Origin of the sequence: Edwardsiella piscicida, from assembly GCF_021733145.1 — a bacterium.
GTDB lineage: Bacteria > Pseudomonadota > Gammaproteobacteria > Enterobacterales > Enterobacteriaceae > Edwardsiella > Edwardsiella piscicida.
This window is the reverse complement of record NZ_CP090968.1, coordinates 817,716-833,207: the sequence shown is the minus strand read 5'-3', so window position 1 is coordinate 833,207 and position 15,492 is coordinate 817,716. Positions and strand designations below refer to the sequence as shown.

Below are 15,492 nucleotides of genomic sequence, written 5' to 3'. Positions count from 1 at the left end.
ATATTAGTCAAATTCCAGTTCCACCTGTTCACATCCCACCAGCGTGCGCAGATCGAGCAGCAGGCGATCCGTCGGCGTCACGCGCCAGGCTGCACCGAAGCGAACCCGGGCCCGCGCATCCGCACGCTGATAATACAGGTGTACTGGGATCGTCCCCGAACGATGTGGTTCCAGCGCTTCACGGAGACGGTTTAAAAGCTGATCATCAATTTGCCTGTCAGTCAGCGAGATGGCAAGTCCGCGTGCATATTTTTCACGGGCTTCGCTGATATCCATTAACTCGCGGGCGATCATTTTAAGGCCGCCGCTGAAGTCATCAAAGCTGACCTGTCCGCTGGCGATCAGGATACGGTCTTTCTCCAGCAAATGCTGGTATTTTTCCAGCGCATCGGTGAACAGCATCACCTCCAGACGGCCGGAGCGATCGTCCAGAGTGCACATTCCGATGCGGTTACCACGCTTGGTGGTCATCACCCGAGCGCCCAGCACCAGCCCCACGGCGGTGGTCATCTTACCACGATCCGTCGGGTGCATATCCTTCAGACGACCGCCGCCGGCATAGCGTTCGATCTCTTTCAGATACTGGGTGATCGGATGGCCGGTCAGGTACAGCCCCAGGGTCTCGCGCTCACCGTCCAGCACCATCTGGACTGGCCAAGGCGGCACGCTGCCATAGGATTGCTCCACCTGCTCCGGTTCTTCCGCCAGCACGCCAAACATGTCCGCCTGCCCGATGGCCTCGGCGCGGGCGTGCTGCTCGGCGGCCTTCAGCGCATCGTTAAGCGAGCTCATCAGCGCCGCGCGGTGCGGCCCCAGGCGATCGAAGGCACCGGACATGATCAGCTTCTCCATCACTCGACGGTTCAGCTTCTTGGTATCGGTGCGGGCGCACAGGTCAAACAGATCCTTAAAATAGCCCTGTTCGCCGCTGTTGCGCGCCTCGATGATCGCCTCGATAGGCCCCTCCCCCACCCCTTTGATGGCGCCGATACCGTAGACGATCTCGCCCTCATCGTTGACGTGGAAGTGGTACTGCCCGCTGTTGATGTCCGGCGGCAGGATCTTCAGCCCCATGCGCCAGCACTCATCCACCAGCCCGACCACCTTATCGGTGTTATCCATATCGGCGGTCATCACCGCCGCCATAAACTCGGCCGGATAGTGGGTTTTCAGCCACAGCGTCTGGTAAGAGACCAGCGCATAGGCAGCGGAGTGCGACTTGTTAAAGCCATACCCGGCGAACTTCTCCACCAGGTCGAAGATGTGCATCGCCAGCTCGCCGTTGACGCCGTTGTTCCTGGCGCCCTCTTCAAACACCGAACGCTGCTTGGCCATCTCCTCGGGCTTTTTCTTACCCATCGCACGGCGCAGCAGGTCGGCGCCGCCCAGCGAGTAGCCGGCCAGCACCTGGGCTATCTGCATCACCTGTTCCTGATACAGGATCACGCCGTAGGTCGGCTCCAGCACCGGCTTCAGACTCTCATGCTGCCACTCGCGGTCTGGGTAAGAGAGCTCTTCACGACCGTGCTTACGGTCGATAAAGTTATCGACCATCCCCGACTGCAGCGGGCCGGGGCGGAACAGCGCCACCAGCGCGATCATATCTTCGAAGCAGTCCGGCTTCAGGCGCTTGATCAGATCCTTCATCCCGCGCGATTCCAGCTGGAATACCGCCGTGGTCTCCGCGCGCTGCAGGATATCGAAGCTCTTCTGATCGTCGAGCGGAATGGCGGCGATATCCACCGGATCCAGCCCCTGACGCGCGCGGCGGGCGTTGATCATCTCCAGCGCCCAGTTGATGATGGTCAGGGTACGCAGGCCCAGGAAGTCAAACTTCACCAGGCCGGCATACTCCACGTCGCTCTTGTCGAATTGCGTGACCGGGTGGTTACCCTCGGCATCGCAGTACAGCGGCGCAAAGTCGGTGATCTTGGTCGGCGAGATAACCACCCCGCCGGCGTGCTTACCGGCGTTGCGGGTGACCCCCTCCAGCTTGCGCGCCATATCGATCAGCGCCCGCACCTCTTCATCCGCCTCGTAGATCTCCGGCAGCTGCGGCTCCGCCTCAAAGGCCTTGGCCAAGGTCATGCCGGGATCCGGCGGCACCAGCTTGGAGATGCGATCGACAAAGCCGTAGGGATGACCCAGCACGCGTCCCACGTCGCGGATCACCGCCTTGGCCGCCATGGTACCGAAGGTGATGATCTGCGATACCGCTTCGCGGCCATACATATCGGCGACGTGATCGATAACCCGATCGCGCTTCTCCATGCAGAAGTCGACGTCAAAGTCGGGCATGGAGACGCGTTCCGGGTTGAGGAAACGTTCGAACAGCAGATCGAAGGCCAGCGGATCGAGGTCGGTAATCTTCAGCGAATAGGCCACCAGCGAACCGGCGCCGGAGCCGCGCCCCGGCCCCACCGGAACCCCGTTATCCTTAGACCACTGGATAAACTCCATCACGATCAGGAAGTAGCCGGGGAACCCCATCTGGTTGATCACCTTCAGCTCGATCTCCAGACGCTCATCGTAAGGCGGGCGCAGTCGTGCGCGGTCCGCCTCATCGGGGAACAGGAACGAAAGACGCTCCTCCAGCCCCTCGTGCGCCTTCTTCACCAGGAAATCCTCCGTCGACATCTCCCCGGTGGGGAACTGCGGCAGAAAATACTGGCCGAGCCGGATGGTCACATTACAACGCTTAGCAATCTCTACGCTGTTCTGCAGCGCTTCGGGCAGATCGGCGAACAGCTCGCACATCTCCTCCTCGCTGCGCATGTATTGCTGAGCGCTATAGTTACGCGGACGCTTGGGATCGTCTAAGGTGTAGCCGTCGTGGATCGCCACGCGGATCTCATGGGCGTCAAAGTCCGAGGCCTCCAAGAAGCGGACGTCGTTGGTCGCTACCAGCGGTAAATCACGCTGCTGCGCCAGCTCCACCGCCAGGTGCAGGTAGCTCTCCTCATCGGGGCGCCCGGTGCGCACCAGCTCTAAAAAGTAGCTATCCGGAAAGTGCTGTTGGTAAAAATCCACGCACTCACCGACCAGCGTCTGATTACCGCGCAGCAGCAGCTTACCCACGTCGCCGTGACGGGCGCCGGAGAGCAAAATCAGCCCTGCGCGGTACGCGATCAGCCAATCGCGATCGATCGTAGGCCCCTCGGCGCCATAGCCGCGCTGGTAAGCGTGTGAGATAAGCTGGGTCAGATTCTGGTAGCCCTCATTATCGCAGGCCAGAATCGTCAGCGCCGACAGCTCATCGCCCATCGTCTCGCTGCGAACCAGGACATCGGCGCCGACCAGCGGCTTGATCCCGGCGCCGTGCGCGCTGCCATAAAACTTAACCAGCCCGCACAGGTTGGTATGGTCCGTGATCGCGAAGGCGGGCATCCCCAGCGCGGCGACCTTCTTGACCAACGGCGCGGTTTTAGCCAGCCCGTCAATCATCGAATAGTCACTGTGCACATGCAGATGTATAAAACGTGGTTCCGCCATCGAACGATTACCTTTTAATACCAGAAAACGATGTCATCCCAGAGAGGGATGACAGACTACAGGCCCAGTACCCGCTTCACCGGCCCAAAGCTGCGGCGGTGATGTTCGGTGGCCCCCAGCGCCGCCAAGCGCTCCAGGTGCAGTGCGGTAGGATAGCCCTTATGCTGGGCAAAGCCATATTCGGGATACTGCCGATCCAGCTCGGCCATTTCGCGATCGCGCGTCACCTTGGCCAGGATCGAGGCCGCGCTGATCTCCGCCACCCGGCTATCGCCTTTGACTACCGCCTGCGCCGCCATCGGCAGCGCCGGACAGCGGTTGCCGTCGATCAGGACAAAGTCCGGCGGCAGCGCCAGCCCGGCCACCGCCCGCTGCATCGCCACCATCGTGGCCTGCAGAATATTGAGGCGATCGATCTCTTCCGCCTCTGCCCGGCCCAGGCTCCAGCACAGCGCCTTCTCGACGATCTCGTCATACAGCGCGCAGCGCCGCTTTTCGCTCAGCTTTTTGGAGTCGGCCAGCCCGGCAATCGGACGCGCGGGATCCAAGATCACCGCCGCCGTCACCACCGCGCCCACCAACGGTCCACGGCCGACCTCATCGACGCCGGCGATACGCTCGGCGCAGGGGTAGACAAAAATATCACTCATTGGAAGACTCCCGAGGATCCGCAGCCAACGCCAGCACCGCCTCGGCGGCTTGCTCATCGGCGCCGCAGCGGATCTGGCGGTGCAGCTGTAAAAAGGTCTGCTTCAGCGCCTGAGTCTGCGCGCCGTCGGCCAGCAGCGGCGCCAGCGCCTGCGCCAGACGCGGCGGCTGACACTCGTGCTGCAGCAGCTCGTCGACCAGTCGACGACCGGCCAACAGATTGGGCAGAGAGACAAACTCGGTTTTTACCAGACGCTGCGCCAGCCAAAACGTAAAGGGTTTCATGCGGTAGGCCACCACCATCGGGCACTTGGCCAGCATACACTCCAGCGCCGCCGTTCCCGACGCCAGCAGCGCCGCATCGCTGGCGTACATGGCGTTACGCGCCTGACCGTCCAGCAGATGCGCCGGCAGATCCGGCGCCACCTCCGCCTTGATGCGCTCAAACTGCGCGCGACGCCGGGCGTTGACCAGCGGCACCACGATCTGCAGATCGGGGTAGGTCTGCCGCAGCAGCAGCGCAGTACGCAGAAAATCGGCGCTCAGCATCTCGACTTCGGCGCTGCGACTGCCGGGCAGCAGCGCCAAACAGCGCGCATCGGCGGCGATCCCCAGCGCGCGGCGCGCCGCGGCGCGATCCGGCGCCAACGGCATCGCATCGGCCATGGTATGGCCGATAAAGCGGCACGGTACATTGAAACGGTCGTAGAAGGCTTTCTCAAACGGCAGGAAGGCCAGCACCAGATCGGTAGCGCGGCCAATCTTAAACACCCGCTTCTGACGCCAGGCCCAGACGGAGGGACTGACATAGTGGATGGTGCGAATGCCGCGCTGGTGCAGGCGGCCTTCCAGGGTCAGGTTGAAGTCCGGCGCATCGATACCGACAAACACGTCCGGGCGCAGCGCCGTAAAGCGCTGAGTCAGCTCGCGGCGAATGCGCAGCAGGCGCGGCAAACGCTCCAGCACCTCAACGATGCCCATCACCGCCAGCTCTTCCATCTCGAACCAGGCTTCACAGCCCTCGGCCTGCATCAGCGGACCCGCCACGCCGACGAAGCGGGCGTCGGGGTGACGCGCCCTCAGCGCCCGGATCAGCCCCGCACCGAGAATATCGCCGGAGGTCTCCCCGGCGACCAGACCAATGGTAAGCGGGCGCGAACCCCGCGCTGACGCCACCATGGATTAACGGATGATACCGCGGGTGGAGCGGGCAAAGAAATCGACGAACAGCTGCACCGCCGGCTGTCGCTGAGCCAGGGCCTCGATCTCCGGCTTTGCCTCTTCCAGGGTTTTACCGCTGCGGTAGAGGATCTTGTAGGCGTTACGAATCGCCTGCAGAGCATCCTTCTCAAAACCGCGGCGCTTCAGCCCTTCCAGATTCAGGCCGTACGGCGTGGCGTGGTTACCCTGGGCAATCACATACGGCGGTACGTCCTGCGCGACGCCGGAGCAGCCGCCCACCATCACGTGCGCGCCGATCACACAAAACTGGTGTACGGCCGTCATCCCGCCGATGATGGCGAAGTCGTCCACGCTGACGTGGCCGCCCAGCGTGGCATTGTTGGCCAGAATACAGCGGTTGCCAATGACGCAGTCATGGGCAACGTGGGTATTGACCATCAGCAGGTTATCGCTGCCGATACGGGTCAGACCGCCGCCCTGTGCCGTACCGCGATGAACGGTGACGCTCTCGCGAATGCGGTTGCGATCGCCGATCTCAACCCGGGTCGGCTCGCCGGCATACTTCAGATCCTGATTCACTTCGCCGATAGAGGCGAACTGATAGATCTGGTTGTCGCAGCCGATTTTGGTGATCCCGTTGACCACCACATGGGACTTCAGCACGCTGCCCGCACCGATTTCAACCTGCGAACCGATGTAGCAGAACGGGCCAATGTGAACACCGGCGCCAATCACCGCACCGTCTTCGACAATGGCGCTGGGATGGATAAAGGCGGTTTGATCAATCACGTATCAGGCCTCACGGTTACGGGCGCACATCATGGACGCCTCGCACACGATCTTGCCGTCAACCTTGGCAACACCGTTAAAGCGAGCCACGCCGCGGCGCTCTTTCAGAAACTCCACTTCCAGGATCATCTGGTCACCCGGATGAACCGGACGCTTAAAGCGGGCGTCATCGATACCGGCAAAGTAGTACAGTTCGCCCGGCTCCAGTTTACCCACGCTCTTAAAGGCCAGAATACCGGTGGCCTGCGCCATGGCTTCGAGGATCAGCACCCCGGGGAAAATCGGTTTGCCCGGGAAGTGTCCCTGGAAAAACGGCTCGTTAAAGGAGACGTTCTTCACTGCACGCAGGAATTTGCCCTCTTGGTAATCCAGCACACGATCCACCAGCAGGAACGGAAAACGGTGCGGCAGAAGCTCTAAAATCTCTGAAATATTGAGAGTATGAGTGTCAGTAGTCAAAATACTCTTCCTGTAAAAACGGATGTCAAACAACACGGCCTGCCTCACTCCTTCAGGGGACATGATGCAGGCCGCAAATCGAAGTGGGCCACGGGCCCGGCGGGCATTAATCGCTGTGGACTTTCTTTTCTACGGCCTTCAAACGCTTATTGATCTCGTCAATATTCATCACCAGCGCAGCCGTTTTACGCCACGTTTTGTTTGGCTGAAGCGGAATGCCAGAAGAGTAGATACCGGGTTCGGTGATCGGTCGCATCACCATGCCCATCCCCGTCACCACGGCCTGATCGCAAATCTCCATGTGACCATTAATCACGCTGGCACCGCCGATCTGGCAATAGCGTCCAATCTTGAGACTGCCGGCCATGATAACACCGCCGGCAACCGCTGTATTGTCACCAATCATGACGTTGTGCGCAATCTGACATTGGTTGTCGATAATCACGCCGTTGCCGATAACGGTATCATCCAGGGCGCCGCGGTCGATCGTGGTGCAGGCGCCGATCTCGACGCGATCGCCGATTCGTACGCTGCCCAGCTGCGGAATTTTCACCCAGTTGCCGCGATCGTTGGCATAGCCAAAGCCATCGCTGCCGATCACCGTGCCGGACTGCACCAGGCACTGCGCCCCGATCTCCACCTGATGGTAAACGCTAACGTTGGCCCACAGGCGGGTCCCGGCGCCGATCCGGGTAAATTTACCGATGAAACAGCCCGCGCCGATAATCACGTTATCGCCCAGCGCTACGCCCGCCTCAATCACCGCATTGGCGCCGATGGAGACATTATTGCCCAGCGTCGCCGTCGGATCTATTGACGCGCTCGGCGCGATGCCGCTCGCCGGCGCTGGCGTCGTGTCCATGATCTGCGCCATCATGGCGTAGGTCAGGTAGGGGTTCTTCACTACCAGCGCCGCCTGCGGACAGAATTCCAGATCCGCTTGCGTCAACACTACGGCGCCGGCCTGGCAGGCAGCCAATTGTTCACGGTAGCGACTGTTGGACAGAAAAGTAATCTGGTTCGCTTGTGCTGAATGCATCGACGCCACGCCGGTGATGACGAGATCGCCATCACCGTGCAGCTCGGCATTCAACTGCTGAGCAAGGTCAGCCAGTCGAATTGAAGCCATGCCTTATTTAACCTGTTTCAATACTTGAGCAGTGATGTCGTCAGAAGACTGAGAATAGGCCACCGCGTTGGCATCGATAACCATATCGTAGCCCTTGTCTTTCGCTACGCTGCGCACGGCATCCTGAATACGGCTCAGCAGCTTATTGCGCTCTTCCATCTGACGACGACGGTTATCCTGTTCAAAAGCCTGCGCCTTACGGGCAAAAGTTTCACGCTGTGCGGCGATCTCTTTTTCCATCTTGGTGCGCTCACTGGCCTTCATGGTGGAGGCATCGCGCTGCAGACGCTGCATTTTACCCTGCAGATCGCGCTCCATGCCCTGAAGCTCGGTGGCACGGCCCTTGAACTCGCTCTCCAGCTGCTTCGCCACCGCATCACGCTGCGGAAGCTGTTGGAAAACGCTGGCAACGTTCACTACGGCAATTTTTTCAGCAGCCTGCACATTGGCGGAAACAGCCATCGCTACGCCCAGACCCGCCGCATATAACCACTTTTTCACTTTGAACTCCTTACCATCACCTAGTTGTGTCAATGACACGTCACTGCACAGGCGCCGACCCATCGTGTCTCACCACGTCCAGAGAAAAGAACGCGCTGAGCGGAGCATATGCAAAAAGGGTGCGGGGACATCCCGCGCCTTTATACCCGGAGGCCTGCGCCAGCGTCGCCGCCGAACCACAGCGCCTCCTGCGGATAATCGCGTTTCCGGTTACCAGGTTTTACCGATATTAAACTGGAACTGCTCCGCCTTATCGCCCTCATACTTCTTGACCGGCTGGGCATAGGAGAACACCAGCGGCCCCAGCGGCGACATCCACTGCAGCGCGATACCGGCCGACAGACGCACGTTGGTCGCCTTGCTGTAGTCCGGCAGCGTCGGGTAGGCGGCCTGATCCCAGTTGGTATCCCATACGGTACCGGCATCCATAAAGACGGAGGTGCGCAGAGAGTTGGCATACTGCTCGCTGACGAACGGCGTCGGGGTGATCAGCTCCAGGCTGGCGACCGCCATGGCGTTACCGCCCACCGCGTCGTTGTCGCCGGTCTTGCTCTGATCCACGCTGCCATCGCCGTTCAGGTACACCGCCTTCGGACCGATGTTATTGGACTGGAAGCCGCGTACGGTACCAGAGCCACCGGCGTAGAAGTTCTCATAGAACGGCATCTCTTTGCCGCCGAAGCCGTTACCGTAGCCCAGGCGGGTACGTCCCAGCACCACCCAGGTACGATCCTGGTTGATCGGGAAATAGCTCTGGCTGTCGAAGGTCAGCTTGTAGTATTCGTTGTCGGAGCCCGGCAGCGTGATCTTACCGTTCAGCGAGGCCTTGCTACCGGCCGTCGGGAAGAAGCCGCGGTCCAGGTTGTTGTAGGCCCAGCCGGCGGTCCAGGTATAGTCATCGGCCTTGTAGCTGGCGCGCTGGCTATCGCTCGGATTCTGACCCACGGAGCGCAGATAGCGCCACATCGCCACCTGCGGCTGCATGTCGGACAGGTCGTTGTGTACATAGCCCAGGCCGGTGCGCAGCGAGTTGTTCTCGTTGATCGGGAAGCCCAGGGTGCCGTCAAAGCCATAGCTGCTGTTGGTATAGTCAGACAGATCGGCGTCGTTGGCCTTAAAGTCGTTATAGAACAGTCGGCCGCCCAGGCTGACGCCGTTCACCGTAAAGTACGGATCGGTCAGCGACAGCTCGGCGTAGGTCTGGTAGTCGTTCTTGGTGCCGTTGATCGCCACCACGTTGCCGGTGCCCAGCCAGTTATCCTGCTGCACCCCGACCTGGAAGCTGACGCCGCTTTCGGTGCCGTAGCCGATACCGAAGTTAAAGCTGCCGGTATTACGCTCTTTCACCTTATAGATAACATCAACCTGATCCGGCGTACCGGGTACGCGCTGGGTCTCCACGTCGACGTTCTCAAAGTAACCGGTACGGTTCAGACGCTCTTTCCCCTGCTCGACCTGGTCGCTGCCCAGCCAAGAGCCTTCCATCTGGCGCATCTCACGGCGCAGTACGGCGTCTTTGCTGGTGTCGTTGCCGACAAAGCGGATCTGACGCACATAGTAGCGGTTACCGGCATCGATATTCATGTGCAGGACAACGGTCTTGTCCTTGTCATTGATCTCCGGCTGCGTCTGCACGCGCGGGTAGGCATAGCCATAGCGCCCCAGCAGCTGCTTGATCTCATCTTCCATCTTGGTGACCTTGGCGCCGTTATACAGCTCACCCGGCTCTACCTTGGTCAAGCGGGTGATCTCGGCGCTGTAGCCGGCCATATTGCCGGTGACGTCCACCCCCTCCAGCTTATACTGCTCGCCTTCGGTGATGTTGATGGTGATGTAGATCCCTTTCTTATCCGGCGTCAGGCTCACCTGCGTCGAATTAATGGCGAAACGCGCGTAGCCGCGATCCAGATAGTAGCTGCGCAGCGCCTCAAGGTCGCCGGCCAGCTTCTGCTTCTGGTATTTGCGATCGGCCATCAGGTTCCACCACGGTACATCGTCGCGCAGCTGGAAGTGCCCCAGCAGCTCGGCGCTGCTGAACGCATGGTTGCCGACGATATTAATCTGCTGGATCTGCGCCGATTTACCCTCGGTAAACACCAGCTTCAGATCGACGCGATTGCGCGGCAGCGGTGTAACAACGGCCTTCACGGTGGCGTTGTATTTACCGACGCTGTAGTAGAAATCCTCCAGCCCTTTTTCAATGCTGGATAACGTGGTGCGATCGAGCGCCTCGCCGACGCGAACCCCGGAGGCCTCCAGGTTCTGCTTTAGCATCTCGTCCTTCACTGACTTGTTGCCAGAGAAGGTAATGCTGGCGATCGTCGGGCGTTCCTTAACCTGCACAATCAGATTGTTACCATCACGCAGTACCCGCACATCCTCAAAGTTACCGGTGGCGTACAGCGCGCGGATGGTATTACTCAGATCCTCATCAGAGACGGTATCGCCTACGCGTACCGGCATGTTAAGTAACGCCGCACCGACGGCGACCCGCTGCAGTCCTTCGAAATGAATATTTTTCACTACGAAACCATCTGCACCGTATACGGTTGCGCTGCCAAACAGCAGCGACGCTAAGAGCAACTTTTTCATCGCCATCGTTGTTATGCGTTCTTCCTAACAATCCCGCCCATTACAGCCGCGAGAAATCATTGAAAAGTGCAAGCCCCATAAACAGCATCAGCAAAATCACGCCAATGCGATAGCCGAAAGCCTGAACCCGTTCGGACACCGGCCCGCCCTTGAGCTTTTCCAGCGCAAGAAACAGCAGATGTCCCCCATCAAGAACCGGTAAAGGAAACAGGTTGATGATCCCCAGATTGACGCTGATCAGCGCCAAAAACATCAGGTAATACACCAAGCCATACTCAGCTGACGCCCCCGCTCCCTGTGCTATGGAGATAGGGCCGCCCAGATTGTTCAACTTTACATCACCGGTAATCAGTTTACCCAGCATGGAGACCGTCAGCTTCATCAGCTGCCAGGTCTTGTCCGTCGCCTGATACAGTGCCACGAACGGCCCATACTGGCGAATGGTTTGATACTCCTCCGGCAGCGGGATCACCTGCGGAACCACGCCGGCAAAGCCTTCGGTCTGTCCGCGCGCTACCCGCCGACTCTCCGGCGTCAGCGTCAGCGACATCGACTGTCCCGCCCGCTCGACATCCAGCGCCAGCGCGTGGTCGGGATTATCGCGGATCTGCAGCGCGAAATCACGCCAGCCGCGTATCGGGACGCCATTGACTTTAACTATCCTGTCCCCTACTTGTAAACCTGCTTTCTGCGCCGCCGATCCCTTTTGTATCTCCGCCAGCACCGGCTCAATGGTCGGGCCGCGCGGGATAATCCCCAGCGATACGACCGGGTCCTGACGCTCGGGATCAAACTGCCAGCGCCGCAGGTCCAGGGTCTTTTCACTCACCAGCTGACTGCCAAACGGCCCCACGCCGAGCGTGGTGCTGTTGTCGCCGATCTGACCAACCAGCGCCAGTCGAACGGACTCCCAGTCCGGAGTATCGACACCGTCAACGGACTTCAGTTCCATTCCCGGCGTAATATGGGCGGCGGCGGCGATAGAATCTGGGGTCACGTCGGCGATCACCGGACGCACGCTGGGCACCCCGATGACGAAGACCAGCCAGTAAGCGATGATGGCGAATACGAAGTTGGCGATGGGGCCGGCGCTGACAATCGCGGCACGCTGCAGCACGCTCTTGTTATTGAACGCCTGGTGGCGCCACTCCGGCGCCACGCTCTCGACCCGCTCATCCAGCATTTTGACGTAGCCGCCCAGCGGGATCGCCGCGACCACGTATTCGGTCCCCTGGCGATCGACCCGACGCCACAGCGCCTTGCCAAAGCCGATGGAGAAACGCTCGACCCGCACGCCGCAGCGGCGCGCGACCCAGAAGTGGCCAAACTCATGTACCGTGATCAGTACGCCCAGCGCGACCAAGAACGCCAGTACACTCCACAGGATGCCACCCATCGTTCCTCCCTTACCCGTTTAGGCCTGGCCAAAAACCAACAGCATCAGGCAGGCAAATACCGGCACCGCCGCCGTCAGGCTATCGATGCGATCCAGTACGCCGCCGTGGCCGGGGATCAGGTGACTACTGTCCTTAATGCCCGCCTCGCGCTTGAACATGCTCTCCGTCAGATCGCCCAGCACAGAGGCCAGCGCGGCGATAACCGAGCAGACTAACAGCACGCGAACATCGACATCCAGCGGCGCATAGCGCCCAAACAGCCACGAGATCAGCGCAGAGGTCATCAGTCCGCCGATAAGCCCCTCCCAGGTTTTCCCCGGTGACACCTTCGGCGCCAGCTTGTTCTTACCGAACAGCTTGCCAAAGATATAGGCGCCCGAGTCGGCCCCCCATACCAGGAACATGACATACAGCAGCCACCAGGCACCGCGATAATGATTGGCCTCATAGCCATACTGACGCAGCGCCACCATCCCCCAGAAGAAGGGCAGAATGGTGACGATGCCAAACAGCACCTTCAGCGCGCGCGAGTGACGCCACCAGCCAGCTGAGCGCGGGTAAAAGAACACCAGCGCCAGCGCCACAATCCACCAGCCGGCGGCGGTCCACAGCGAACCGGCGATCAGCGGTAGATGAACGCTGCGGGTGAACTCGGGCATCCCCAGCAGCATGGCGGCCAGCACCAGGCCACAGATCACGGCGCCCCAGATACGCTGATTGCGACTGGCGAAACCGGCCAGCTGCCCCCACTCCCAGGCGGCCAGCATACAGACGGCGAGCGGCACCAGCGAGAATCCCAGCGGCGGCAGCAAGAACAGGGCGGCAATCACCACCGGGACCAAAATTAATGCAGTAATAATGCGCGACTTCAGCAAAAGTTCCCCCTATGACGCATCGGTTGCGTTGATAGGTGTCGTTCCCCCGAAGCGACGCTCGCGTTGTGCAAATGCATTCAGTGCACCTTCAAAGGTTGTTTCATCAAAATCAGGCCACAGCACGTCAGTAAAATAAAATTCTGAATAGGCAATTTGCCACAGCAGAAAGTTACTGACCCTATGCTCGCCTCCGGTACGGATAACTAAATCCACGGCATCCTGGTCATGCAGGCAGATCTGCTCACCCAGCATCGACTCCGTGATCGCTTCCGGCAGCAGCGTCCCCTGACGCACCTGCTCTGCCAGCGTTTTCACCCCCTGAACGATATCCCAACGCCCACCGTAGTTGGCGGCGATGTTCAGCGTCAGGCCGGTATTCTCGGCGGTCATCTGCTCTGAGCGACGAATACGCTCCTGCAAGCGCGGACTAAAGCGGCTGATATCACCGATCACCTTCAGCCGCACCTGATGCTTATGCAGTCGTTTGACTTCACTATCCAGTGCACGGACAAATAACTCCATCAGCGCCGATACTTCCTGCTGCGGCCGATTCCAGTTTTCGCTGCTAAAGGCATACAGCGTCAGCGCCCTAATCCCCCGGGTGACCGCGAAACGCACCGCACAGCGCACCGACTTAACGCCGGCCTTATGTCCGAATACACGCATTTTACCCTGACGTTTGGCCCAGCGGCCGTTGCCGTCCATGATAATCGCAACATGCCGGGGAACAGAGGCAGCGTTGCTCATCACAGTTGGTTGTGTGGATGACATACGTGTAAATTTTTCCTCAACAAGCCAGCAGGGCGGCCTCAACCTGTCCATCCCGCCGCGCGCAGTCCTGCGGCGACGGTCACTCCTGCGTAAATAAGGCCGTGAATCAGCACGGCCCCCCAATCATCTCAACTCAGACCGCCGCGCACACCCGACGCCGGCGAGCAGGGGAGCATTCCCCCCGCCCTTACGCCGTTCTTTTCGCGGCGTGCGCGCAAAAAAACTGGCGCAGACTATATCATCATGCCGTTAGCGCCACAAATCAGCGCACCCGGCCGGACGAATTTAGCGGGAAAAACGCGCGCTCAGCGTCTGGGCCGCCTGGCGAGCGGCGCAATCAATCGCCAGCACCGCCTCAACGCAGTCCGGCTCAGCGCAGCGCAGCTGCTCCACCACGCCGCGGTTCAGCCGGGCGATGTCAGTAAAGCGTAGACGCCCATCGAGAAAGGCGGCAACCGCAATTTCATTCGCCGCATTCAGCGCCGTCGTCGCCGCCTGCCCCTCGGCAAACGCCTCGATAGCCAGCTGCAGACAGGGGTAGCGCGCCATATCCGGCGCCTCAAAGCTCAGCGAGCCCATTCGGCAGAAATCCAGCGGCGCAACGCCGCTCGGCGCGCGGTCGGGATAGGCCATGGCGTGGGCGATCGGCGTACACATGTCAGGATTACCCAGCTGGGCAATCACGCTGCCGTCCCGGTAGCGCACCATGGAGTGGATCACCGACTGCGGGTGAACGATCACCTCCATCTCCTCCGCCGAGGCATTGAACAGCCAGCGCGCCTCAATATACTCCAGCCCTTTATTCATCATGGTGGCGGAGTCGACGGAGATCTTACGCCCCATAGACCAGTTGGGATGCGCGCAGGCCTGCGCCGGCGTGACAGCATCAAAATCCGCCAACGGCAGCTGACGCAGCGGCCCGCCGGAGCCGGTCAGTACGATACGGGTCACCCCGTGCTCACGCAGGCTGGCAAAGCCCAGCTGCTGCTGTACCGCCGTCGGCAGGCTCTGAAAAATGGCGTTGTGTTCACTGTCGATAGGCAGCAGCTGCGCCTGGCTGTGGGAGAGCGCCTCCATAAACAGACGTCCACAGGTCACTAGGGCCTCTTTGTTGGCCAGCAGCACCCGCTTGTTAGCCCGAATCGCCGCCAGCGTCGGCAGCAGGCCCGCGGCGCCGACGATCGCCGCCATCACCTGGTCGACCTCATCCAGGGCGGCGAGCTCGCAGGCGGCGTGCTCGCCGCTCATCACGGCAATCGCGCCAAGGCCGCACTCGAACAGGCGCTGGCGCAGCGCGGCGGCGGCACCTTCATCGGCCATACAGACATAGCGGGGGGAAAATTCACGGCACTGCTGCAGCATGACATCAACGTTCTTGCCTGCCACCAGTGCTACCACGCGGAACGCGCCGGGATTGGCCCGCACCACCGCCAGCGTACTGGTGCCGATGGAGCCGGTTGAACCTAAAATGGTCAGCGTCTTCATGAGGATACTCTGAATTACTGGGTCAAATCATTACAGGATACGCTAAGCCAGCGCACCTCCCCAGCGAATTTTGCGCCGTCGGCCAAGGCAGGCCGGCGGCACACAAACAAAAGCGCCGCCGAAGCGACGCTTATTACCGAAACGACGGGCGAGGAGAGGGCCCGCCGCAGAG

12 protein-coding genes are annotated in these 15,492 nt (G+C 60.5%); all 12 read right to left on the bottom strand.

Features of this window, described 5'->3' with window-relative positions; all coding sequences use genetic code 11:
• Nucleotides 1-3: 3 nt before the first annotated feature.
• On the bottom strand, nucleotides 4-3,492 hold the full coding sequence (gene dnaE, locus L1P05_RS03725) for a DNA polymerase III subunit alpha (RefSeq protein WP_012847620.1): 3,489 nt from the start codon (nucleotides 3,490-3,492) through the stop codon (nucleotides 4-6).
• Nucleotides 3,493-3,548: 56 nt separating this feature from the next.
• On the bottom strand, nucleotides 3,549-4,142 hold the full coding sequence (gene rnhB, locus L1P05_RS03720) for a ribonuclease HII (RefSeq protein WP_012847619.1): 594 nt from the start codon (nucleotides 4,140-4,142) through the stop codon (nucleotides 3,549-3,551).
• The gene (gene lpxB / locus L1P05_RS03715) at nucleotides 4,135-5,319 is read right to left on the bottom strand and encodes a lipid-A-disaccharide synthase (RefSeq protein WP_012847618.1); all 1,185 of its coding nucleotides are present in this window, start codon (nucleotides 5,317-5,319) and stop codon (nucleotides 4,135-4,137) included. Before lpxB ends, rnhB begins: the two co-directional genes overlap by 8 nt.
• 3 nt (nucleotides 5,320-5,322) lie before the next feature.
• On the bottom strand, nucleotides 5,323-6,111 hold the full coding sequence (gene lpxA, locus L1P05_RS03710; RefSeq protein ID WP_012847617.1) for an acyl-ACP--UDP-N-acetylglucosamine O-acyltransferase: 789 nt from the start codon (nucleotides 6,109-6,111) through the stop codon (nucleotides 5,323-5,325).
• 3 nt (nucleotides 6,112-6,114) lie between these two features.
• The gene (fabZ, locus tag L1P05_RS03705) at nucleotides 6,115-6,570 is read right to left on the bottom strand and encodes a 3-hydroxyacyl-ACP dehydratase FabZ (RefSeq protein WP_005282947.1); all 456 of its coding nucleotides are present in this window, start codon (nucleotides 6,568-6,570) and stop codon (nucleotides 6,115-6,117) included.
• A 106-nt stretch (nucleotides 6,571-6,676) separates the two neighbouring features.
• Nucleotides 6,677-7,699 carry a UDP-3-O-(3-hydroxymyristoyl)glucosamine N-acyltransferase gene (lpxD, locus tag L1P05_RS03700; RefSeq protein WP_012847616.1) on the bottom strand — a complete coding sequence of 341 codons (1,023 nt, stop codon included), beginning with the start codon at nucleotides 7,697-7,699 and terminating at the stop codon, nucleotides 6,677-6,679.
• Nucleotides 7,700-7,702: 3 nt separating this feature from the next.
• Nucleotides 7,703-8,200 (bottom strand): molecular chaperone Skp, encoded by a 498-nt coding sequence (gene skp / locus L1P05_RS03695; protein ID WP_015461009.1) that lies wholly within the window; start codon nucleotides 8,198-8,200, stop codon nucleotides 7,703-7,705.
• 210 nt (nucleotides 8,201-8,410) lie between these two features.
• Nucleotides 8,411-10,798 (bottom strand): outer membrane protein assembly factor BamA, encoded by a 2,388-nt coding sequence (gene bamA, locus L1P05_RS03690; RefSeq protein WP_012847614.1) that lies wholly within the window; start codon nucleotides 10,796-10,798, stop codon nucleotides 8,411-8,413.
• A 34-nt stretch (nucleotides 10,799-10,832) separates the two neighbouring features.
• Nucleotides 10,833-12,188 (bottom strand): sigma E protease regulator RseP, encoded by a 1,356-nt coding sequence (rseP, locus tag L1P05_RS03685; RefSeq protein ID WP_012847613.1) that lies wholly within the window; start codon nucleotides 12,186-12,188, stop codon nucleotides 10,833-10,835.
• Between the two features lie 18 nt (nucleotides 12,189-12,206).
• Nucleotides 12,207-13,064 (bottom strand): phosphatidate cytidylyltransferase, encoded by an 858-nt coding sequence (cdsA, locus tag L1P05_RS03680; protein WP_236888276.1) that lies wholly within the window; start codon nucleotides 13,062-13,064, stop codon nucleotides 12,207-12,209.
• Between the two features lie 9 nt (nucleotides 13,065-13,073).
• Nucleotides 13,074-13,835 (bottom strand): (2E,6E)-farnesyl-diphosphate-specific ditrans,polycis-undecaprenyl-diphosphate synthase, encoded by a 762-nt coding sequence (ispU, locus tag L1P05_RS03675; RefSeq protein WP_015461007.1) that lies wholly within the window; start codon nucleotides 13,833-13,835, stop codon nucleotides 13,074-13,076.
• 285 nt (nucleotides 13,836-14,120) lie between these two features.
• Nucleotides 14,121-15,320 (bottom strand): 1-deoxy-D-xylulose-5-phosphate reductoisomerase, encoded by a 1,200-nt coding sequence (gene ispC, locus L1P05_RS03670; protein WP_012847610.1) that lies wholly within the window; start codon nucleotides 15,318-15,320, stop codon nucleotides 14,121-14,123.
• Nucleotides 15,321-15,492: the final 172 nt, after the last annotated feature.